Raw genomic sequence first — 20,721 nt, forward strand, 5'->3', positions numbered from 1 at the left:
CGCGTGCGGCGACCGGATCGCCGCCCTCGACAAGCGCGTGACGGACGAGGCCCGGGAAGCCATCTCGGCCTCGACCAGCGGCAAGGCGACCGCGGCCGCCCGCGAGGGCCAGGGGGTGGACACGTTGAACCGGGGCGGGCCGGCCGTTCCCGAAGCACCGCCCGAGAAGTCGGCCCAGGCCGGCCAGGGAGGCGACAAGGCGCAGCAGGCCAAGGTCGCGCTCGACGAGGCCCGGACCGCCGACAGGAAGGGCGACGCCCCAGGCTGCGAGGCGGCGCTCGAGCGGGCCCGCCAGAACCTGCGGACGGCGCCCTGATCAGCGCGGGGGTGCCAGCGCGCTGATCTCGATCACGAATTTCTGGCGCAGCGCCCGGGCGAAATCCCCGTAGCCGCCCGCCGTCAGCACGAAGGCGGCCGGGCCCCCGACCACGTGGTCGCGGTACCAGCGGTCGAGCGTGGTCTCGCTGTGGTCCATCAGGGTGCGCAGGCCGTAGCCCGGCGCCCGGAAGGCGCCCGCGCCGACCACGTCGTTCTCGCCGGGCACGAGGATCGGCAGTCCGTTGATGGTGGCGCCGGTGGCGAGAAGGGCGTCGCGCTCGTCGTGGATGGCCTCCGGATCGGCGCAATTGTCGATCCCGTCGCCCGAGACGTCGATCACCACGCGGTCGGCCGGCAGCGGCAGGGCCGGCAGCACGCTCGCGCCGACGCTGCGCAGCATGCCGCCGAGGCAGGTGAAGGTGCCGGCCTGGCGCGGCAGCCCCCGCACGATTCGGGCGAGAGCGGCGGCGTCCGCCTTCGTGGCGATGCGCCGCCAGGGCAGCGAGAGGCTGGCCCGGTCGGCCCAGGTGACCACGGCGAACAGGATGCCGCCGGGATTGCCCGTGATGGCCGAAAGGACGGCGGGATCCTCCAGCGCCTCCGCGATCCCCTCCATCTGCAGGCGGAACCGGGCCTCGTCGACGGATTGCGACACGTCGACCGAGACCACGAGAGCCATCGCGACGCGCTCGTCGGCGCGGGCCGGCGCGAGGCCGACGAGGCAGGCCGCCAGCGCGGCGCGCGCCAACCATCCGGCCCGGCGCGCGCTCCGGCGCGGCGACATCGGATCCATTCTCAACCCCCGCCGCCGAAGGCCCTCGCCGCCGGATGCTCCGACCGGGAAACGGCCAAGCCTGATTAGAGCATGTCGCCGCGTCACGGAAGCATGCTCTATCCCTCTCTGATCGCACGATGTTTCGAGAAGCAGAATTCCATTTTCCGCCCTTCGCGCCGAGGACGCTGCCCGCTGTCTCGGGAATTCCGCCGCGGCGGCGAGAAGGACGGAGCGTCCGTTTCGGACGCTCCGTCCCCTCCATGGGATCTTCCCTAGACTCTTATGCGTCCATGCGATGCGGCAGGCGGCGCCGGCGCGCCGGTCAGCCTGCCCCACCCATCCCGACGTTGCGGAACGAAGGCCCTCTACGGACGCGAGCGCGGATCGGTTTCAAGCTGGGGCCGCGGATGCCGGAACGGTTGCCTCCGCAACGCAATCTTGGCCGTGGCGAAGCAATCCTGGCGAAAGACGGCCGCGCTAGAAACCGCCTCAACGAGAGCTTCCGGCACGCCGGGCTCCACCAGAGGGGCGACCATCATGCGGGACATCATCAAGATCTTCGCCGCCGGAACGATTCTGACGGGCTACGCGCTGCTCGTGCCGGGCCTGATCGACCGGGAGGACGGCCCGGCGCCGCGGGCGGCCGTCATGCGGGTCGCGAGCCTGTTCTGAGCGGGTGATCCGGTCTTGCGGGGCGCCGGCCGCGTCCGGTTCGGGACCGGGGCGGAACAGCATCTCCGCCCCGCACGGCGCGTCAGGCTGAAGCGCAGAGCGCGTGCTTGTTGCCGTTGAGGCCGGCACAGAGATCGTCGATTTCAGCAATATCCAGAGCCTCGCCGGTCTCGCTAGCGATGGCGTCGATAAGATGATCCTGGCGAGGGTCGAACGGGTGACCCTGCATCCGATAGAATTGATAATAGCGTAAAGCCGCTACGACTGTATCACGCTCGCGGGCAGTCACGGTTATGTTCTGCATGGGCCGATTATTCCCCTAAGGCTGCAACGAACGCCTGATGAGGCCGCGCGACGACTCACCAAGCTTGACGGTTGTAACCCTGGGCTGACGAAGCCGTCCACATCTTGACGGCCGGCTGGGGTGCGATTCGCCCGATCGGACCGGTGCGCGAATGCGCGCGCCGAGCCGGTAAGTCGTTGGATGAAACGGCGTCCTGCGAGCGGCGGCAAGATAGGGTACGCAAGCGCTCTGTCTACCCGTTACCTGAAGAATTCCTGAACAATCTCGCTCGCCGGGCCGTAGCGTACCAGGTCAAACAGATGCGCGTTGTCCGACGGCTCGAGGTTCAGCTCGCAGGTCCGCAGCCCGAGCGCCCGCGCCTCGGCGACGTAGCCGGCCGCCGGGTAGACCGAGCCCGAGGTACCGATCGCGACGAAGAGGTCGGAGCCGCGCAGGGCCTCGTCGATCCTGTCCAGGTGCTTCGGCATCTCGCCGAACCAGACCACGTCGGGCCGCAACCCGCCCGCGCGGCCGCAGGCCGGGCAGGGCTCGTCCACGCCGAGATCGCCGTGCTGCGCGTGGATGCCGCCGCAGGCTTGGCAGCGGGTCTTGAGGAGCTCGCCGTGCATGTGCACGGCCTCGGCGCCGGCCCGCTCGTGCAGGTCGTCGACGTTCTGCGTGCAGAGGAACAGGCGCCCGCCCCGCGCCGCGAGGCGCGCCTGCGCCTCGGCGAGGGCGCGGTGGGCGGCGTTCGGCTGGGCCGCGACCACGCCGCGGCGACGCAGGTCGTAGAAGGCGAGCACCTCGGCGGGGTCGCGCGCGAAGGCCTCGGGCGTGGCGAGCCTCATCGGGTCGAACCGGCGCCAGAGCCCGCCCGCGTCCCGGAAGGTGCCGAGCCCGCTCTCGGCCGAGACGCCGGCCCCCGTGAGGACGAAGACGGCCTCGGCCATGGCGTATCCTACACCAGTTCCACGGCGATGTTGGGGAACCGGATCGCGAAGGTGGCGCCCCGGCCCGGCCCCGCGCTCTCGGCGCTGGCCCGGCCCCCGTGCAGCTCGGCGATGCGCTTGACGATCGAGAGGCCGAGGCCCGTCGAGCCCTCGCCGCCGGTGGGCTTGGCCGAGAGGCGCTGGAACCGGCCGAAGACACGCCCCGCATCTTCCGGCGACAGGCCGGGCCCCTGATCGCTCACCGCGCAGACGGTCTCCAGCCCGTCGCGCCAGACCCGCGCCGTGATGGCCCCGCCCGGAAAACTGTACTTGATGGCGTTCGAGATCAGGTTGTCGATCGCCTCGCGCAGGCGCTCGCCGTCGCCGCAGAGATAGAGCTCGTCGGGCAGCTCGGCCGTGAGCGCCTGCCGCTTCGTCTCGGCGAGCGGCCGGTTCGCCTCGCAGACCTCGCGCGCGAGCCCCGCGAGGTCGACCGGTTCGCGGCGCAGGGTGATGTCGAGCGCGTCGTTCATGGCGTCCGCCATCAGGCTCTCGATCATCGCCGTCAGGCGCTTGGCGGAGGCGCGCACGTGCTCGACCTGCGCCCGCATCTGCTCGATCGGCGGCGGCGCCATGCCGGTCATGTCGGTGAGCATCTCGGCCCGGCCGAGGATCACCGAGAGCGGGTTCTTGAGGTCGTGCGCGATGGTGCCGAGGATCTCGGTCTTGAGGCCGTTCGCGCGGCGCAGGTCCGAGCGCTGCATGGCGAGGCGGCGGTTCGCCCGGATCAGCTCGGCGGTGCGCTCCACCACCCGCTGCTCCAGGCCGACATTGGCCCGCTGCAATTGCTCGTAGAGGATCACGTTGTCGAAGGCGATCGAGAGCCGGCTCGTGAACAGGTCGATGAGAGCCCGGTCCGTCTCGGAAAGCGAGCGGTCGGCGTCGATCAGGGCCACGATCTCGCTGCCCGTCGAGGTCTGCAGGTAGAGGGTCGAGCAGGGCGCGCCGAAGCTGTGGCGCCGCTCCGAGAAGGTCCGCGCCACGATCGGGTGCACGTCGGGGTCGAGGGGCCAGGCAGGCCGGCGCTCCATGTAGTGTTGATAGCAGCCCGAGCCGGCGAGCACGCAGAAATGGTCGTCGGTCTCACCGCTCTCGCGCAGCACCAGGATTCCCGCGCAGGCGACGTTGAGGAGCGAGGCGACCTGGGTCAGCATGCCCTCGGCGAGCCGCTGCATCGACTTGTGGTCGAGGAGCATGGGCGCGGCGTCGATGATGATCTCGAGGCCGCGCCGGGTCTCGTCGAGGCGCTTCAGCTGCTGATAGGCACGCAGTGCCGCCGTCAGGCTGGTGAAGAGCTTGTCCGCGGTGAGCTCGGTCTTCGCCTTGTAGTCGTTGATGTCGTAGTCGACGATGACGCGCCGCTCCGGCGCCTGGCCCGGCTGACCGGTGCGCAGGATGATGCGGGCGGTCTCATCGCGCAGGTCGCGGCGGATATAGTCGACGAGGGCGAGGCCCGCGTCGTCGCTCTCCATCACGACGTCGAGCAGCACCACCGCCACGTCGCGCCGGTCGGCCAGCAGCGCCCGCGCCTCCGCGGCCGAGTGGGCCGACAGGATCTCGAGCCCGCGCCCGTCGAGGACGTAATCGGCGAGCGCGTAGCGGGTGCCCTCGTGGACTGCGGGATCGTCGTCGACGACCGCGATGGTCCAGGAACCGCTGCGCTGGGGCGCCTCCGCGACCTCGTCGGGAATGAGGTGGAGGATATCGTCGTCCATCGTGAGGGTCCGGTTCCGTCGCGGCGGCCGCCCGCGGCGGCCGGTCTAGCCTGAATCGCTCTGAAGTTGCATGTGCAATATGGCTCATCTGGGGTGCCGCGCGTGCGCGGGGGCACGGGTGGAACCGGTCTCCGGCCGCCCGGAACCAGTCGCGCAACAGTCCGGGACCGCACGAAATCTTCGCGAAATCTCAGTGGATCAGGCCGATACGGTACGGACCGCGCGCCCGGAAGTCTCGTTTCGCGGGCGGCTGGTGCCGGTCAGCGGAGAGACCGCCGTTGATAGATTGCGGCCGCGCGTCGCCATGGGGATACGAATGGTGCATTGTACAATCCTGCCGTGTCCGACGAGAGATCTTCCGGTCCGTGAGATGAAGCGCGTGTTCCCGACCGGTTCAGGGCGGTGCGCCCGGTGAGTGCCGGCCAGCCGCATGTCGTCGTGGTGGACGACGAGGCCGATGCCCGGGCCATGATCGGCGACTACCTGCGCCTGCACGGCTTCGACGTGGCCCAGTGCGACGGCGGCCGCGCGCTGCGGGCGCATCTCGCCGCTCGCCAGCCCGACCTCATCGTCCTCGACCTGAACATGCCGGAGGAGGACGGGCTCTCGATCGTGCGCGACCTCAAGGCGCGGGGCACGATCCCGGTGATCATGCTGACCGCCACCGCGAGCCCGATCGACAGGGTGGTGGGGCTCGAGCTCGGCGCCGACGACTATCTGTCGAAGCCCTGCGAGCTGCGCGAGCTCGTCGCCCGGGTGCGCTCGGTGCTGCGCCGGGCGCAGGGGGCGCCCGCCCGCCCGCCCGAGCCGCCGCCCGCCGAGGCCGCGCCGGTCAGGCGCATCCGCTTCGGCACGAAGTGGCTGGAGCCCGATTCGCTGCGCCTGCGCGACGATGATGGGCTGGAGCAGCCGCTGACGCGCTCGGAATACGACCTCCTCAAGGCCTTTGCGGACCATCCGAAGCGGGCGCTCACGCGCGAGCGCCTGCTCGATCTGGCCGATGCGCGCGACCCCGATGCCTTCGACCGGGCGATCGACGTGCGCATCAACCGGATCCGCAAGAAGATCGAGCCGGACCCCGCCAACCCCCGCTTCATCCGCACGGTGCGCGGCCTCGGCTACGTGTTCCGGCCGGAAGGCGACTGAGGCGGACGGATCGCGGTCCCTCGCGCAATCCGCGCGCGGTCCGGCTATGACGGGCGCATGCGCGTCCTCGGCCGCCTCCTCCTCTCGGCACTCGCCCTCGTCCTCGCCGTTCCGGCGGGCGGGGTCGCGCTGGCTCTGGCGCTGGCGCTCGACCCGGCCGCGCAGGCCTGGCTCGCCGGCGGGGCGCTCGCCGGGCTCGACGCGGCCCTGTCGGACCTCGCGGCCGGGATGGCGTCCGAGACGATGCTCATCCTGATCGCCGGCCTCGCCCAGGCGCTCTCGCTCCTCCTCGTGGCACCGCCGGTCCTCGTCGCGCTCGTGGGCGAGGTCCTGGGCCTGCGGGCGGTCAGCTGGTACGCCGGCACCTGCGGCCTCCTCACGGCGGCCCTGCCCTGGCTCGCACGCGGCGCCGCGCGCCCCGGCGGGGCGGACAGGCTCGCGGCGGAAGGGCATCTCACGGCGATCCTGTTCCTGACCGGCGCGGCCGCGGGCCTCGTCTACTGGCTCGTCGCCGGCCGCAGCGCCGGACCGGATCCCGACGAGACCCGGGCGCCCGCCTGAGCACCGCATCCGCGGGACATCGACGCAGCCTGGCGAGACCTTGACCGGGCGCGCCGAGAGAGCAGGTTCCGTGCGGGCGGAAAGCGTCTCCGGGCCGGTCCGGAGCCGTCCCGGAGGCTCCATGACCCAGACGATCCGCGCCGCCCTCGCGCTCCTCCTCGCACTGACAGGCCCCGCCGCCGCCCAGGCGCCGCCGGCAGTGGCTGCGCCGCCGGCAGTGGCTGCGCCGCCGGCAGCGAATGCGCCGCCCGCCGCGGACGCGCCGATCCAGGCCGACGATGCCCGCATGCTGCCGGTACTTGCCCGGCACGGCATGGTCGCCGCGCAGGAGGCGCGGGCCGCCCGCATCGGGGTCGAGATCCTGCGGCGGGGCGGCAATGCGGTCGACGCCGCGGTCGCGGTCGGCTTCGCGCTCGCCGTGACGCTGCCGCGGGCGGGCAATCTCGGCGGGGGCGGCTTCATGCTGGTGCATCTCGCGGACCGCAACGAGACGGCGGCGATCGATTTCCGGGAGACGGCGCCCGCGGCCGCGACCGCCGACATGTTCCTCGACGCCGCCGGCGAGCCCGACCGCGCCGCCTCGACGCGGGGCGGCAGGGCGGTCGGGGTGCCGGGCAGCGTGCGGGGCATGGCGGAGGCCCACCGCCTCTACGGCTCGGGGCGGCTCAGCCTCGCCGAGCTGATCGCCCCGGCCGAGCGCCTCGCCCGCGAGGGCATCCCGGTCGAGGCAGGGCTCGCCGATTCGCTGCCGCGCGCCGCCGGCCTCCTCGGGCGCTGGCCGTCGAGCCGGGCGGTCTTCTTCCGCGGCGACCGGCCGCTGGCGCGCGACGAGCGCCTCGTGCAGACGGACCTCGCCGGCACGCTCCGGGCCATCGCCGAGGGGGGGCCGGACGCCTTCTACACGGGCCCGATCGCCGAGCGGATCGCCGCCGCCGTGAAGGAGGCGGGCGGCATCATGACGATGGCCGACCTCGCCGCCTACCGGCCCGAGATCCGCGAGCCCGTGCGCGGGCGCTATCGCGGCGCCGAGATCGTCTCGATGCCGCCGCCGAGCTCGGGCGGCGTCCACCTCATCGAGATCCTGAACGTGCTGGAGGGCTTCGACCTCGCCGGCAGGGGCGCGGGCAGCGCGGCGGCGCTCCACATCCTGGCCGAATCCATGAAGCCGGCCTACGCCGACCGCGCCACGTGGCTCGGCGATCCCGGCCGGGCGCAGGTGCCCGTGGAGGGGTTGATCGCCAAGCCCTATGCCGACCGGTTGCGCGCCGCGATCGACCCGGACCGGGCGCGCTCCGCCGACGAGGTCAAGGCCGGCGATCCGCTGCCCTTCGAGCAAGACCAGACCACCCACTACTCGGTGGTCGACGCGGCGGGGAACGCGGTGGCCACCACCACGACCCTCAACTTCTCCTACGGGATCGGCCTCGTGGCTGCGGGCACCGGCGTCATCCTCAACAACGAGATGGACGATTTCTCATCGAAGACCGGCGCCCAGAACGCCTACGGACTCGTGGGCGGCAAGGCGAACGCGATCTCGCCGGGCGCCCGGCCGCTCTCCTCGATGACCCCGACCCTGGTGTTCCGGGACGGGCAGCTCCTCCTCGTCACCGGCAGCCCGGGGGGCAGCCGCATCATCTCGACGGTGCTGCAGGTGATCGTGAACCTCGTCGACTTCCGCATGAACCTCGCGGAAGCCGTGGCCGCGCCCCGGATCCACCACCAGTGGAAGCCGGACGTGCTCCTGGTCGAGGAGGGGATCTCGCCCGACACCCTGGCGCTGCTGCGCGCCCGCGGCCACCGGGTGAGGGTGGGACCGAGCTCGGGCTCGGCCAATTCCGTGATGCGGGTGGACGGGCTCCTGGCTGGCGCCGCGGATCCGCGCCAGCGCGGCACGCTCGCTGTCGGCGAGTAAGGTTGGTGATGCCCGGGCAGGCAGGCTAAAGGGGGCGCGCCGCGCCAGAACCGGGTTCTCGATGCTCGCCCTCCGATCCGTCGCCTTCAACCTCTGCTTCTACCTGCTCACGACCGTGCTGGCGGTCGCCGGTTTGCCGACCCTGGTCTCGCAGCGGGCGGTGATCCGGCTGGCGCAGACCTGGGCGGGCGCGACGCTCTGGCTCCTGCGGGAGGTCGGCGGCCTCGACGTAGAGTTCCGGGGCCTGGAGAACGTGCCGGAGGGTCCGCTCCTGATCGCCGCCAAGCACCAGTCGGCGCTCGAGACGCTCGCTCTCGTCACGAAGTTCGACGATTTCGCCTACATCCTGAAGCGGGAGCTGCTCTGGATCCCGCTGATCGGCTGGTACCTCTCGCGCAGCGGCATGGTGGCGATCGACCGCACCAAGGGCACCCGCGCCATGGCGCTGATGAATCAGGCGGCGGCCAGTGCGATCGGGCACGGGCGCCAGCTCATCATCTTCCCCGAGGGCACCCGCCGTCCGCCCGGTGCCCCGCCCGCCTACAAGCTCGGCCTCACCCACCTCTACGTGGCGCTCGGCGTGCCGTGCCTGCCCGTCGCGCTCAACACCGGTCTCTACTGGCCGCGCCGCAGCCTCCGGCGCCGGCCGGGCCGGGCCGTGATCGAGTTCCTGCCCCCGATCCCGCACGGGCTCGCCCGCGCGCCCTTCCTCGAACTTGTGGAGACGCGCATCGAGGCCGCCTCGAACGCCCTCCTGGCGAGCGGGCGGGCCGAACTCGCGGCGCACGGGCTCGCCCCGGCGCCCGTCGAGCCGGAAGATTCGCGCGCGGCCTGACAGGCCCCCGGGGTGCGGCGAAAGGCGCCCCGGGGCCAGCCTGTGGACAGGCGCCGAATCGCTCGGTGCGCTTGTGGATAACCCTGGGAATCCCCATCTTCCGGGACAGGAGGCGACGTCCTTGACGCCGCGGAATTGACCGGGATAGTCTAGAACAAATGGCGAACAAGCGAGCTCTGTCCTGGTCGGCTGCCCTGCGCGACCTGAAGGACGACCGGTCACGGAGGCAGGACGTGCGCGAGGAACGTCTCAGGACGGCCGCGGGCCTGCGCGGCACCCCGGCCCTGGCCCTCAGCGCCTGGCGCGGCCGCTCGGGCAAGCGCTACGTGGTCGGCGTGCACGAGCTGAGCGAGCCCGAGTTCGACGAGATGGGCGAGGCCGTCGTGATGGCCGTGCGCCGCGACGCGAGCGGGCTTGCCGAACTCGTGGCCGTCGCGGCCGCTGGCGCCGGTCCGCGGGAGCGGCTGCACCGCAACTGGCTCGCGCGCGCCCGCAGCGGCGGCGCCACCGAGATGCACGTGCACCGCCTCGCCGGCACCGAGGCCGAGCGCAGCGCCATCGTGGAAGACCTCGAGACCGAGCCCACGGACCCGGCCCGCGCCTGAGCGGCGCACCGCCATCCTTTCGCCTCTTCCGGACCGCCCTAACTTGCGCGGCTCGTGATCCCGCGTCAGGGAGACCGGCCGGAGATCCGGGCGGGACTTTCCGAAGGAGCGGACGAGATGGCGCGCGACACAGGCCCCCAGACCGGATCCGGGACGGGGCCCGACACGAGGCCGGCCGGCCGGCCCGCACCCGCGAAGTCCCGTTCGCGCCTCGGCCTGTTCCTTCCCTACATCCTGCTCGTCGCCATCGCGGCCCTGTGGTCGGCCGGTTGGTTCTACATCCGCGACCGGGCGGGCCGCGAGATCGACGCCTTCTTCGCCCGCGAGGCGGCTTCCGGCCGCAACTGGACCTGCACGGACCGTTCGATCACCGGCTTTCCGTTCCGGATCGAGCTGCGCTGCGCCGCGCTGAAGCTCGCGCGCCAGGACCTCAGCTTCACCCTCGGCCCGCTGACCGCCGTGGTGCAGATCTACCAGCCGCGCCACGGGCTGCTGCAGGCCGCCGGCCCCTTCCACGTGGAGCAGGGCGAGCTCACCGGCGACGTCACCTGGACATCGCTCGAAGGCAGCTTCCACGGCGCCCAGGACGGCTTCGTGCGTGCCTCGCTCGTCGTCGACGAGCCGAAGGGCAGCGTGCGCGGCGCCGCGCCGATGCCGATCGATTTCGCGACGAAACACCTCGAACTCCACGCCCGCCCGACGCCGGGCCGCTTCGCGAGCGAGGGCGCGGTCGACGTCAGCCTGCGGGCCGCCCAGGCCGTCCTGCCGGTCGTCGACGCCTTCGTGGGCAGCACGGCGCCCGCCGACCTCGCTCTCGACGCCACCATCGACCGGGCGACCACATTCCGCACCGGCCCGGTGCCGCAGGAACTCGAAGCCTGGCGGCAGGCCGGCGGCAGCCTCGACATCGCGCTCCTGTCGATCGTCAAGGGCGATCGCCGCCTGCAGGGCCGAGGCAGCCTCGCCCTCGACGACGACCACCGCCTCGCCGGCCAGCTCGACCTGCGCGCGGCCGGGCTCGAAGCCCTCGTGGGCCAGGTGATGGGCCAGCGCTTCGGCGCCGAGAAGGGCGCGCTGATCGGCAACCTCGTGGGCGCGCTCCTCGGCGGCGGCCGCCGTCAGGCCCGCACCGACGACACGGTCCCGCCGGGCTCGGCCGCGGGCACCCCGCCGGCGTCGGCCGGCGACGTGCCCCTCAAGCCGCTGCCGCCGCTGCGGCTGGCGGACGGGCTCCTGATGCTCGGCCCCTTCCCGATCCCGAACGTGCGATTGGAGCCGCTTTACTGAGCGGCGGCGCCCAGCCCGCGGCTCTACCGTGGCGTGCCGCCGCCGGCGGCGTCCCGCGAGGGCGCCGCACCGGTCCGGCCGCGGCCGAAATCGGGCTCGGCCGTCTCCTGGCCCATGGCGACGATGCCGCGCCGGATGGCGCGGGTGCGGGTGAAGAGGTCGTGGAGCGCGTCGCCGTCGCCCCAGCGGATGGCACGGGCGAGCGCCGCCAGGTCCTCGTTGAAACGCCCGAGCATCTCCAGCACGGCGTCCTTGTTGGTCAGGAAGACGTCGCGCCACATGGTCGGGTCGGAGGCGGCGATGCGGGTGAAATCGCGAAAGCCGCCGGCCGAGAACTTGACCACCTCGGATTGCGTCACCGTCTCGAGGTCGGCCGCCGTGCCCACGATGTTGTAGGCGATGAGGTGCGGCACGTGGCTCGTGATGGCGAGCACGAGATCGTGGTGCTCGGCCGTCATGGTCTCCACGATGGCGCCGAGGCCCTCCCAGAAATGCCGCACGGCCGCGACCGCGGCCCCGTCCGCGCCCTCGGGCGGCGTGAGGATGCACCAGCGGCCCGAGAACAGGGTCGAGAAGCCGGAATCCGGGCCCGAATACTCGGTGCCGGCGACCGGGTGGGCCGGCACGAAGGCGACCCCTTCGCCGAGATGCGGCGTCACCGCCGCCACGACCGAGCCCTTGACCGAGCCGACGTCGGACAGGATGGCGCCGGGCTTCACGTGCCCCCGGATCGCCTCCGCGACGGCGCCGACGGCGCCGACCGGCACGCACAGGATGACGAGATCGGCCCCCGCCACTCCCTCGGCGGCTTCCGGCGTGACGTGGTCGGCCAGCCCGAGCTCCCGCACGCGCGCGCAGACGCCCGCGTCACGGTCGATCGCCACGATCGTCTCCGCGAGCCCGTACTGGCGGGCGCCTCGGGCAATCGAGGAGCCGATCAGCCCGAGCCCGACGATGGCGAGCCGCCCGATCCCGCCCGTGCCGGCCTCAGGCATCGCGCGCACTCCCGATGAAATCCGCGAGCGCGGCGAGGAATGCCTCGTTCGCGGCGTCGCTCCCGACGGTCACCCGGAGCGCGTTCGGCAGCCCGTAGGAGGCGACGCGCCGGGTGATGACGCCGCGCCCGGTCAGGAAGGCATCGGCCGCGGCGGCGGTGCGCCCCGGAGCGTCGGGGAAGTGGACCAGGATGAAGTTGCCGACGCTCGGCGTCACGGCGAGCCCGAGCGCCGTGACCGCGTCGGTGAGGCGAGGGAGCCAGGCCGCGTTGTGGGCGGCCGCTGCCGCCACGTGCGCCTCGTCGTCGATCGCCGCCGCGCCCGCCGCGATGCCGGCGGAGGACAGGTTGAAGGGGCCGCGGATGCGGTTGAGCGCGTCGACCACCGCTGCCGGACCGACCATCCAGCCGATCCGCAGCGCCGCGAGCCCGTAGATCTTCGAGAAGGTGCGGGTCATCACGACGTTGTCGGCGTTGAGCACGAGGTCGAGGCCGGCCGAGTAGTCGTTGCGGCGCACATACTCGGCGTAAGCCCCGTCGAGCACGAGGATAACGTTGCCGGGCAGGCCCGCATGCAGGCGCTGCACCTCCGCGAAGGGCAGGTAGGTGCCCGTCGGGTTGTTCGGGTTGGCGATGAAGACGATCCGGGTGCGGGGGGTCACCGCCGCCAGGATCGCGTCGACGTCGGCCGTCAGGTCGCGCTCGGGCGCCACCACGGGCGTGCCGCCGGCAGCCAGGATCGCGATGCGGTAGACCAGGAATCCGTGCTCGGCGTAGATGCCCTCGTCGCCGGGCCCGACATAGGCGTAGGCCAGCAGCGACAGCAGCTCGTCCGAGCCCGCTCCGCAGACGATGCGGGCCGGGTCGAGCCCGTACTTCGTCGCGATCGCCTCGCGCAGGAGCGTGGAATTGCCGTCCGGATAGAGGGCGAGCCCGCCGGCCGTCCCGTGCAGGGCCGCGACCGCGGCGGGGCTCGGCCCGAGCGGCGTCTCGTTCGAGGAGAGCTTGTAGACGGGATGCGTTCCCGACGCTCCGCTCTTGCCCGGCACGTAGGCCTCGATGGCGAGCACGCCGGGGCGCGGCACGGGGCGGAGGGCGAGGTCGGGGCTTGCGGTGGTCATGGCCGTCGGTTTCGGGATCGAGCGCATAGAGCCCGCCCCTCTACAGCATTTCGCCCGCCCATGGACATCTCGGGTGCGGGAAAAAGCGGAGCCGGGCCGCGCGGACAGGGCACGCCCGGACCGTCCGCGATCCCGCTCACACCCGGAAGCGGGCGGCGTGGCTGCCGGTCTCGTCGAGCGCGCCCACGCTGGCGCCGGCCCGCTCCAGGGCCTCGCGGAGCTGGCGCGCGCCGACGCCGCCGGGGACGGCGAGCAGCAGGCGCTCCGCCCCGTCCTCGGGGGTGGCACGCGCCACCACCTCGCCGTAGAGATCCTGCAGCGCCCGCTCGGCTTCCGGCGTCCAGCCCTGCGCCCGAGCGGCGTGCAGCACCCAGTCCCGCTGCGCGGCGGCCGGGTCCTCCAGGGGCTTGGCCACCACGAAGACCGGCGTGCCGGCCGGATGGGCGGGGCGCTCGATGAAGGGCAGGCGCGCGATCACCTTCGGGCGGCCCTCGCCGACGAGTCCGTCCCACCAGGCCTCGGAGGCCGGGGGCGCCTTGGCGCCGCGGGGATCGAAGCGGAAGATGCCGAGATCGCCGCGCGAGGCCGCCACCGCCTCGATCACCACCGCGCAGGTCGGGTGGGGTCGGTAGGGCACCGTGAAGCCGAAATGGAAGCGGGCGGAATCGCGCATCGCCGCGTCGCCGCCCGAGATGTCGGCATGCACCGAGAACGGCGCCTGCACGTAGGTGAAGGTCGCGATGATGACGCGCCAGATGCCCTCCACCGTGTCGAGGGGCAGGAGCCCCCGGTGGCGCTCGGCGACGCGCCGCATCATCGCGGCCTCGCGGCCGGGCCGGAAGGCGGAGCCCGAGGCGGAGGTGCCCTTCACGGCGATCAGCCGGTCGATGATCGAGCCGCGCTGGATCAGCAGGGCGTGCATCTCGGCGTCGATCCGGTCGATCTCGGCGCGGAGATCGGCGAGGTTGTCGAGCGGCGGCGCGGCTCTCTTGGAAAAGCGCATGCGGGGTTCTGTCGGGATGCGGCGGGGTGGCGTCCGCCCCGTGTTTACGATCCGGCGCCACGAAGGGCCAGCGCTCGCGGTGACAGGCGGGGGCGGGATTCGGTGAAGCGTCGTCCGGCGTCCCGTGGCCGACGCTTCACCGTGGCCGGCACTCTCGGGGCCGCACCCCGCCGGTCGCTTTCGTTGACGCCCGCGGGCGGGCACACTAACTGCACGGGACGAGGGACGACGATGGGCCCCGCGGGCGCCTGCCGCCTCGCGCGCCCGCGCCGCGGCTTCGAGACGGCGAACGCACCCTTTCCAGACGCGTCATGGACACCATTCCGGACACCGCCCTGAAGCCGGGCCTCGCCGCCGAGACCGGCCCGCGGCCCCGTCCCGCCCCCGAGCTGTCGCAGGCGCTCGAGCCGAGCAGCCCCGTCGCCCGCTTCGGCACGGACGAGCCCCTGCCCATGGATGCGGGCGTGATGCTCGCCCCCTTCCAGATCGCCTACCAGACCGTCGGCACCCTCAACGCCGATCGCACGAACGCGGTGCTGATCTGCCACGCGCTCACGGGAGACCAGCACTTCGCCCATACCCATCCGGTCACCGGCAAGCCCGGCTGGTGGGAGACGCTGGTCGGCCCCGGCAAGCCCGTCGACACGGACCGCTACTTCGTCATCTGCTCGAACGTGATCGGGTCCTGCATGGGCTCGACCGGCCCGGCCTCGGTCAATCCGGAGACGGACCGGCCCTACGGGCTCGACTTCCCGCTCGTGACCATCCGGGACATGGTCCGCGCCCAGGCGATGCTGCTCGACCGGCTCGGCATCCGCGACCTGTTCCTCTGCATCGGCGGCTCGATGGGCGGCATGCAGGTCCTGCAATGGGCCGCGCTCTATCCCGAGCGGGTCTTCGCCGCCATGCCGATCGCCACGGGCGCGCGCCACTCGGCCCAGAACATCGCCTTCCACGAGGTCGGGCGGCAGGCGATCATGGCCGACCCGGCCTGGGAAGATGGGCGCTATCTCGAGGCCGGCACGCGCCCGGCCAAGGGGCTCGGCGTCGCCCGCATGGGCGCGCACATCACCTACCTGTCGGAGCCGGCGCTGCACCGCAAGTTCGGGCGGCGCTTCCAGGGCGGCTCGGCCCCGACCTTCTCCTTCAACGCCGACTTCCAGATCGAGAGCTACCTGCGCCACCAGGGCCTCAGCTTCGTCGAGCGCTTCGACGCCAACGCCTACCTCTATCTCACCCGGGCGATGGACTATTTCGACCTCGCCGAGGACCATGGCGGCGTGCTCGCCAAGGCGTTCCAGGGCACGCGGACGCGCTTCTGCATCATGTCCTTCACCTCGGACTGGCTGTTCCCGACCGCCGATTCGCGCGCCATCGTGCACGCGCTGAACGCGGCCTCGGCGCCCGTCGCCTTCGTGGAGGTGGAGAGCGACAAGGGCCACGACGCCTTCCTGCTCGACGAGCCGGCCATGTTCTCGGCGGCGCAAGGGTTCATCGACGCGGCGGCGCGGGCGCGCGGCCTGTGAGCGCGCGGGACGAGACGGCGCAGGACGAGATCGCGCAGGACGAGATCGCACTCGGGGACGCCGCCTCCTCGGCGCCGTGGGACGCGGCCGAGCGGCTGCCGCACGAGCCCGAATCCGGGGGCGCGCGCGTCGACCACATCGTGGTGCTGGGCCTCGTGCCGCCGGGCGCGCGGGTGCTCGACATCGGCTGCGGCGACGGCTCGCTCCTGGCGCTCCTGCGCGACCGCAGGGGCGTCGACGGGCGCGGCATCGAGCTCTCCCGCGAGGGCGTCAACGCCTGCCTCGCGCGCGGCCTGCCGGTGATCCAGGGCGACGCCGACACGGATCTCGCCAACTACCCGGACGACGCCTTCGACGTCGTCGTCCTGTCCCAGACCATCCAGGCGACGCGCAACCCCCGCATCGTGCTGGAGCACCTCCTGCGCATCGGCCGGCAGGTGGTCATCTCCTTCCCGAATTTCGGGCACTGGCGGGTGCGGGCCGAGCTCGCCTTCCGGGGCCGCATGCCCGTCACCGAGATCCTTCCGGAGGCGTGGTACGAGACCCAGAACATCCATCACTGCACGATCCGCGACTTCGTCGGCCTGTGCCGGCTGGTCGGCGCGCGCATCGAGAAGGCCACGGCCCTCGATGCGCGGGGCCGGCCGATGCGCTTCTCGATGCCCTGGTGGTTCTGGAACCTGATCGGCGCGCAGGGCGTGTTCCTGCTGCGGAGGGGCGGCGGGCACCGTTAGGTCAGGCCGCGCGCCCGAGCGGCGCGGCCGAGACCTCGACGCGGTTGCGGCCATTGCGCTTGGCCCGGTAGAGAGCGGCATCGGCTTGGCGCAGCAGGGTGTCGAAATCGCGCCCGAAGGCGCCGCTCTCCGCGACCCCGACGCTCGTCCCGACCCGGAGCCGGGGCAAGGTCGGCACCGACAGCCGTGCCAGCGCGGCGCGGATCAGGGCGGCGCTCGCCAGCGCGGCCTCGGGACCGCGATCCGGAATCGCGCAGGCGAATTCCTCGCCGCCCATCCGTCCGAGCAGCGCGCCCGGCGGCAGCAGCGCCCGCGCCGCGTGGCAGAAGCCGACGAGGACGCCGTCCCCGACCGCGTGGCCGTAGGTGTCATTGATGCTCTTGAAGTGGTCGAGGTCGAACAGGAGCAGCGACACCGGCCGGGCCGGGTCGGCGAGCAGCGCCTCGGCACCCGCCACGAAGGCGCGGCGGCTCGCGATGCCGGTGAGGGGGTCGGTCTCGGCGGCCTGGCGCTGCTCTCGCTCGGCGCGCTCCTTCGTCAGAGCCATGAAGGTGAAGGCGATGGCCACCGTGAACAGCATGCCGGCGAAGCACAGGATCGCGAGCCAGGGCGAGTCCATCACGTTCGAGTCGCGCGGCAGCGGCGCCATGAGGGCGAGCGGCACGCGGACCCAGTACAGCACCGCGTAGGCGCCGAGCAGCACGATGGCGGGATAGAGCGAGACCAGCACCTCCGCGCGGCCCCGCCAGATGTCGAGCGCGCCGGCCGCGCAGAAGGTGCCCGCGATGGCGGAGGCGACGATCACCCGCGCCGGCAGCGAGGCGAAGAAGTCCGGGATGAAGCAGAGGAGTCCCCAGACGAGCGCTCCCGACAGCGCGAGATCGAGCCGGAGGCTACGCCCCTCGAAGGCCCGGACGCCGCTCCAGATCAGCCCGTAGGCGCCGATCATCAGCGTGTTGGCGAGCCCGATCGAGGCCGCGTCGGGAATGGTCCCGCGCAGAGCCAGCAGCGCCGAGGCGAGCGCGCCCGTCAGATGGGCGATGCCCCAGATCGCCAGCGCGTGGGTGCGGCGGGCCTGACTCCACGACAGCAGGAACAGCGTCCCGACCATGAAGGTCACGACGACGGTCACCAGCAGCAGGGTCGGGGTGTCCAGACGCATCGATCCGTTCCGGGGCCGCCCGGCCCATCCGGTCGCGGCTGCCGGATCAGTCGGTAGGCCTCCATGCCGAAGACGACCTTGATCCTATCGCTCAAATGCAACCTAAACGTTGCATTGAGGGTATGAGGCCGGACGAAGCCCGGCTGTGTCGGATCCCGTACGGGCCGCCGGGTGCCTGCTGCCGGCGCGATCGGTTGCACCTTTTCCTCCCTGTGCCGATCCGGCACGCCCGCCTGCCGGCGGATTCGACCGATCTTAACGTTGCACGTGAAAATCCCGGCCTCACTCGGGATGACGCTTGGGGGCCGGGTTCGGCCCGAGCGGCGTGATCCGCAGCGTCGTGATGCGGTTCTTGGCCTTGCGCAGAACCTGGAACCGGAAGCCGTGGAAGTTGAAGGCGGTGCCCTGGTCGGGGATCGCCCGCGCCTCGTGGATGACGAGGCCCGCGACGGTCGTGGCCTCGTCGTCCGGCAGGTTCCAGTCCATCGCGCGGTTGAGGTCGCGGATCGGCACGGCGCCGTCGGCATTCACCGAGCCGTCGCCCTGCGGGCGCACGCCCGAGACCGCGACGTCGTGCTCGTCGGCGATGTCGCCGACGATCTCCTCCAGGATGTCCTCCAGCGTCACGAGGCCCATCACCTCCCCGTACTCGTCGACCACGAGGGCGAAGTGGGTCTTCTTGGACAGGAACGCCTTCAGCTGGTCGCGCAGGGAGGTGGTGTCGGGCACGAACCATGTCTCGAGGGCCAAGGCCTCGACCTTGAGGCCCGAGGCGTCGCCGCCGGCCGCGTCGAGGGCGCGCAGCAGATCCTTGGCGTGGAGCACGCCGACGATGTTCTCCGGGGTGCCCCGCCAGAGCGGCATGCGGGTATAGGGCGAGGACAGCACCTCGCGCACGATCTCCTCGGAGGGCAAGTCGGCGTTGATGATCCGCATCTTGGTGCGATGGACCATCACCTCGGACACGGTGAGATCCGAGAGGTCGAGAAGGCCGCCCAGCATGTCGCGGTCGGCCTTGGCGACGCCGCCCTCCCGGTGAAGCAGCGCGACCTGGCCCCGGATCTCCTCGGTGGCCGAGAGGATCGACTGATGCTCGCCGATGGTGATGCCGAAGGGGCGCAGCATCAGCCGCACCAGGCTCTCGATCGCCACCGCGAGCGGCCCGAGCAGCGCGACCGTGAAGGCGACCGGCCGGGCCATCAGCAGGGCGGCCCGGTCCGGCGTGCTGATGGCCAGGGTCTTGGGCAGCACCTCGGCGAAGACGATCACGAGGATCGACATGCCGGCGGTGGCGTAGAGCACGCCGCTCTTGCCGAAAATCGCCGTCAGCACGCTCGTGGTGAAGGCCGAGGCGCCGATCGCCACGATGTTGTAGCCGATCAGCATGGCGCCGATGAAACGCTCGCGGATCGCCAGGATGCGGTTGACGATGGCGGCGCGCCCGTCCCCGGACGTCTCGAGGGCGTGCATCCGCGCCCGCGAGGCCGCCGTGAAGGCAGTCTCGGCTCCGGCGAAGAAGGCCGAGAGCAGGAGAGAGATCACCACGATGCTCGCGGCGAGCCAGAGGTCGGTATGGGTTTCCATCGCGCCGGTATCTTCGTGCGCGCGGCCGGTATGCCGATCTGCCGCGCCGCGTCCGGCTCCTCTTAGAGGATTTTAGCCCCGCACGCGCGGGGCGCGGGGCGGCACCGGTCCGCGACGCGCTCGGATCCGCGCGCCGGCAGCGCGCGGGCGGCCACGAGGCCGAGGGTCGCCAGTGCCAGGCCGAAGCCGAGCGAGAGGCCGGTCGTCCCCGCGACGAGGCGCAGGCAGGCGGCCGCGACGGGCGAGGCGATGAGGAGGGCCCGCTCCCGCGGCAGCAAGCCGCCTCGCCGGTGCGCCTCGATCGCCAGGAGGCCGCTCGCCGGGACCAGCGGCGCCAGGTCGTAGAGCGGCACGTAAGGCGACACGAGGGTCGCCGCGGCGAGGAGAGCCGCCGCCCGCAGGGGCGGCGCGGCGCCGATGGCCCAGACCCGCCAGGCGATCCCGACGGCCAGCAGGCTCGCGGCGACCTGGCAGGCCCAGGCCGCCGCCATCGTGCCGCCGAGGAGGCGCAGGGCTCCGAAGGCGCTGGCGTTGATGTCGAGGCCCGACCACGCCTCCCGGAGCACGATGCGATTGGTGAGCGCCAGTGTCTCGGCGAAGGCGCGCCAGGGCGCGATGCCGAAGGCCGCGACCGAGACGAGGCAGAGGCCGGCAAGACAGCCGAGGCAGGCCGCGAGCGCGCGCCAGCGCCCGGTCGTCAGCAGCAGGAACGGGGCGAGGGCGGCGAGCTGCGGCTTGTAGGCGACGAGACCGAACAGCATGCCGGCCAGGACCGGGCGCCGGTCCACCAGCGCGGCGCCGAGCGTGAGCAGCGCCGCCGTGAAGAGGCCGTTCTGGCCGTAGGCAAGGTTGCAGATCACGAGCGGGTGGGCGAGCGCGATCAGGACCGCGTCCCGACGCCCCGTCGCCAGGCCGAGCGCCGCCGCGAACAGGGTGAGGGAGGCGAGGCTCCAGAGGAGGAAGGCCGGCCCGTAGGGCAGGAGGGCGCTGAGCGCGGCCGGCAGCAGGAAGACCGGCGGGTAGTGCCAGGCGAAGCGGCCCGCCTCCGGACCGAAGGCGGCCTCCTGATTCGCGAGATGGCGGGGCAGGTCGTAGGCCGCCGCGGCCTCGCCCTGCAGGGCGTTGCGCCCCGCGAGCCAGACCTGCGAGAAGTCGTAGCCGAGGAGTTCGCCGAGCCAGTTGCGGGCCGCGACCGGGCCGGTGCCGAGGAGCCCGAAGGCGATGGCGAGGCTCAGGGGCACGAGCAGGAGGGCCGCCCGCAGCGTGAGGGCGTGCAGCCGCAGGTCGCTCGCCAGGAGATCGCCGAGGCCGGCGCGCGGGGCTGCCGCGGGTGGAACGCTCATCGGGCCCATCGCGGGTGCCGCGGAAGACGCCGGAGGATAGGCCGCGCCCCGGTTCCGCCGGGTTAACGCGCGGACGCCTCGTGCCAAATCCGGTCGATCCCTTCGGGATGGCGGATCTGGGCTTCGCGTCACACGCCGCGCGAGCCTGCCGACGGA

At 72.4% G+C, this 20,721-nt stretch carries 20 protein-coding genes; 10 read left to right on the forward strand and 10 right to left on the reverse strand.

Features of this window, described 5'->3' with window-relative positions; translation table 11 throughout:
• The coding region (locus WDW90_RS13790; protein WP_336487965.1) for a hypothetical protein at positions 1-316 on the forward strand (316 nt) is incomplete at its 5' end.
• Here the strand turns inward: WDW90_RS13790 and WDW90_RS13795 are convergent.
• On the reverse strand, positions 317-1,102 hold the full coding sequence (locus WDW90_RS13795; RefSeq protein WP_336487966.1) for a DUF1194 domain-containing protein: 786 nt from the start codon (positions 1,100-1,102) through the stop codon (positions 317-319).
• Between the two features lie 528 nt (positions 1,103-1,630).
• On the opposite strand from WDW90_RS13795, the gene WDW90_RS13800 reads away from it, so the two are divergent.
• Positions 1,631-1,765, forward strand: a complete 135-nt coding sequence (locus WDW90_RS13800) for a hypothetical protein (protein WP_336487967.1) — start codon at positions 1,631-1,633, stop codon at positions 1,763-1,765.
• A gap of 82 nt (positions 1,766-1,847) precedes the next feature.
• On the opposite strand, the gene WDW90_RS13805 is transcribed toward WDW90_RS13800, so the two are convergent.
• The 3 genes from WDW90_RS13805 to WDW90_RS13815 all read right to left on the reverse strand — a co-directional run bounded on the left by WDW90_RS13805 (position 1,848) and on the right by WDW90_RS13815 (position 4,752).
• Complete coding sequence (locus WDW90_RS13805; protein ID WP_336487968.1) at positions 1,848-2,069, reverse strand: hypothetical protein; 222 nt, start codon at positions 2,067-2,069, stop codon at positions 1,848-1,850.
• 239 nt (positions 2,070-2,308) lie between these two features.
• Positions 2,309-2,998 (reverse strand): NAD-dependent deacylase, encoded by a 690-nt coding sequence (locus WDW90_RS13810; protein WP_336487969.1) that lies wholly within the window; start codon positions 2,996-2,998, stop codon positions 2,309-2,311.
• A gap of 8 nt (positions 2,999-3,006) precedes the next feature.
• Complete coding sequence (locus tag WDW90_RS13815) at positions 3,007-4,752, reverse strand: ATP-binding response regulator (protein ID WP_336487970.1); 1,746 nt, start codon at positions 4,750-4,752, stop codon at positions 3,007-3,009.
• A 411-nt stretch (positions 4,753-5,163) separates the two neighbouring features.
• Here WDW90_RS13815 and WDW90_RS13820 point away from each other — a divergent pair, with 411 nt between their 5' ends.
• From WDW90_RS13820 to WDW90_RS13845, 6 genes are all read left to right on the forward strand, one after another.
• Entirely contained in the window at positions 5,164-5,898 is a 735-nt protein-coding gene (locus WDW90_RS13820; protein ID WP_336487971.1) for a response regulator, read from the forward strand.
• Between the two features lie 57 nt (positions 5,899-5,955).
• Positions 5,956-6,459, forward strand: coding sequence for a hypothetical protein (locus WDW90_RS13825; RefSeq protein WP_336487972.1), 504 nt, complete (start codon positions 5,956-5,958; stop codon positions 6,457-6,459).
• 121 nt (positions 6,460-6,580) lie between these two features.
• Positions 6,581-8,371: a gamma-glutamyltransferase gene (gene ggt / locus WDW90_RS13830; RefSeq protein ID WP_336487973.1), complete on the forward strand. Its 1,791-nt coding sequence runs from the start codon at positions 6,581-6,583 to the stop codon at positions 8,369-8,371.
• Between the two features lie 61 nt (positions 8,372-8,432).
• The gene (locus WDW90_RS13835) at positions 8,433-9,206 is read left to right on the forward strand and encodes a lysophospholipid acyltransferase family protein (protein WP_336487974.1); all 774 of its coding nucleotides are present in this window, start codon (positions 8,433-8,435) and stop codon (positions 9,204-9,206) included.
• Between the two features lie 158 nt (positions 9,207-9,364).
• Positions 9,365-9,811: a hypothetical protein gene (locus WDW90_RS13840; protein ID WP_336487975.1), complete on the forward strand. Its 447-nt coding sequence runs from the start codon at positions 9,365-9,367 to the stop codon at positions 9,809-9,811.
• A 117-nt stretch (positions 9,812-9,928) separates the two neighbouring features.
• Entirely contained in the window at positions 9,929-11,098 is a 1,170-nt protein-coding gene (locus WDW90_RS13845; RefSeq protein ID WP_336487976.1) for a DUF2125 domain-containing protein, read from the forward strand.
• Between the two features lie 23 nt (positions 11,099-11,121).
• Here the strand turns inward: WDW90_RS13845 and WDW90_RS13850 are convergent, their stop codons facing one another.
• From WDW90_RS13850 to WDW90_RS13860, 3 genes are all read right to left on the reverse strand, one after another.
• Positions 11,122-12,093 (reverse strand): prephenate/arogenate dehydrogenase family protein, encoded by a 972-nt coding sequence (locus WDW90_RS13850; protein WP_336487977.1) that lies wholly within the window; start codon positions 12,091-12,093, stop codon positions 11,122-11,124.
• Positions 12,086-13,213, reverse strand: coding sequence for a pyridoxal phosphate-dependent aminotransferase (locus tag WDW90_RS13855; protein WP_336487978.1), 1,128 nt, complete (start codon positions 13,211-13,213; stop codon positions 12,086-12,088). Before WDW90_RS13855 ends, WDW90_RS13850 begins: the two co-directional genes overlap by 8 nt.
• A gap of 136 nt (positions 13,214-13,349) precedes the next feature.
• A complete protein-coding gene (locus tag WDW90_RS13860; protein ID WP_336487979.1) occupies positions 13,350-14,216 on the reverse strand; it encodes a chorismate mutase in 867 nt (288 codons plus the stop codon).
• A 311-nt stretch (positions 14,217-14,527) separates the two neighbouring features.
• Here WDW90_RS13860 and metX point away from each other — a divergent pair, with 311 nt between their 5' ends.
• Positions 14,528-15,742 (forward strand): homoserine O-acetyltransferase MetX, encoded by a 1,215-nt coding sequence (gene metX / locus WDW90_RS13865; protein WP_336487980.1) that lies wholly within the window; start codon positions 14,528-14,530, stop codon positions 15,740-15,742.
• A 44-nt stretch (positions 15,743-15,786) separates the two neighbouring features.
• Positions 15,787-16,476, forward strand: a complete 690-nt coding sequence (gene metW, locus WDW90_RS13870; protein ID WP_431311039.1) for a methionine biosynthesis protein MetW — start codon at positions 15,787-15,789, stop codon at positions 16,474-16,476.
• Position 16,477: 1 nt separating this feature from the next.
• On the opposite strand, the gene WDW90_RS13875 is transcribed toward metW, so the two are convergent.
• From WDW90_RS13875 to WDW90_RS13885, 3 genes are all read right to left on the reverse strand, one after another.
• A complete protein-coding gene (locus tag WDW90_RS13875) occupies positions 16,478-17,638 on the reverse strand; it encodes a GGDEF domain-containing protein (protein WP_336487981.1) in 1,161 nt (386 codons plus the stop codon).
• A 282-nt stretch (positions 17,639-17,920) separates the two neighbouring features.
• On the reverse strand, positions 17,921-19,222 hold the full coding sequence (locus tag WDW90_RS13880) for an HlyC/CorC family transporter (RefSeq protein ID WP_336487982.1): 1,302 nt from the start codon (positions 19,220-19,222) through the stop codon (positions 17,921-17,923).
• A 62-nt stretch (positions 19,223-19,284) separates the two neighbouring features.
• Positions 19,285-20,565 (reverse strand): glycosyltransferase family 87 protein, encoded by a 1,281-nt coding sequence (locus WDW90_RS13885; protein WP_336487983.1) that lies wholly within the window; start codon positions 20,563-20,565, stop codon positions 19,285-19,287.
• Positions 20,566-20,721 lie beyond the last annotated feature (156 nt).

This window comes from Methylobacterium nigriterrae (assembly GCF_037106235.1).
Classification (GTDB): Bacteria; Pseudomonadota; Alphaproteobacteria; order Rhizobiales; family Beijerinckiaceae; genus Methylobacterium; species Methylobacterium nigriterrae.

Bases quoted from the DNA above. Each gene is read 5' to 3' on its own strand.
- WDW90_RS13850 (WP_336487977.1), bottom strand. From the start codon at position 12,093: ATGCCTGAGGCCGGCACGGGCGGGATCGGGCGGCTCGCCATCGTCGGG.
- WDW90_RS13815 (WP_336487970.1), bottom strand. From the start codon at position 4,752: ATGGACGACGATATCCTCCACCTCATTCCCGACGAGGTCGCGGAGGCG.
- WDW90_RS13810 (WP_336487969.1), bottom strand. From the start codon at position 2,998: ATGGCCGAGGCCGTCTTCGTCCTCACGGGGGCCGGCGTCTCGGCCGAG.
- WDW90_RS13805 (WP_336487968.1), bottom strand. From the start codon at position 2,069: ATGCAGAACATAACCGTGACTGCCCGCGAGCGTGATACAGTCGTAGCG.
- WDW90_RS13825 (WP_336487972.1), top strand. From the start codon at position 5,956: ATGCGCGTCCTCGGCCGCCTCCTCCTCTCGGCACTCGCCCTCGTCCTC.
- WDW90_RS13845 (WP_336487976.1), top strand. From the start codon at position 9,929: ATGGCGCGCGACACAGGCCCCCAGACCGGATCCGGGACGGGGCCCGAC.
- WDW90_RS13885 (WP_336487983.1), bottom strand. From the start codon at position 20,565: ATGAGCGTTCCACCCGCGGCAGCCCCGCGCGCCGGCCTCGGCGATCTC.
- metX (WP_336487980.1), top strand. From the start codon at position 14,528: ATGGACACCATTCCGGACACCGCCCTGAAGCCGGGCCTCGCCGCCGAG.
- WDW90_RS13795 (WP_336487966.1), bottom strand. From the start codon at position 1,102: ATGTCGCCGCGCCGGAGCGCGCGCCGGGCCGGATGGTTGGCGCGCGCC.
- WDW90_RS13840 (WP_336487975.1), top strand. From the start codon at position 9,365: ATGGCGAACAAGCGAGCTCTGTCCTGGTCGGCTGCCCTGCGCGACCTG.
- WDW90_RS13880 (WP_336487982.1), bottom strand. From the start codon at position 19,222: ATGGAAACCCATACCGACCTCTGGCTCGCCGCGAGCATCGTGGTGATC.
- WDW90_RS13855 (WP_336487978.1), bottom strand. From the start codon at position 13,213: ATGACCACCGCAAGCCCCGACCTCGCCCTCCGCCCCGTGCCGCGCCCC.
- ggt (WP_336487973.1), top strand. From the start codon at position 6,581: ATGACCCAGACGATCCGCGCCGCCCTCGCGCTCCTCCTCGCACTGACA.
- WDW90_RS13800 (WP_336487967.1), top strand. From the start codon at position 1,631: ATGCGGGACATCATCAAGATCTTCGCCGCCGGAACGATTCTGACGGGC.
- WDW90_RS13835 (WP_336487974.1), top strand. From the start codon at position 8,433: ATGCTCGCCCTCCGATCCGTCGCCTTCAACCTCTGCTTCTACCTGCTC.
- WDW90_RS13875 (WP_336487981.1), bottom strand. From the start codon at position 17,638: ATGCGTCTGGACACCCCGACCCTGCTGCTGGTGACCGTCGTCGTGACC.
- WDW90_RS13860 (WP_336487979.1), bottom strand. From the start codon at position 14,216: ATGCGCTTTTCCAAGAGAGCCGCGCCGCCGCTCGACAACCTCGCCGAT.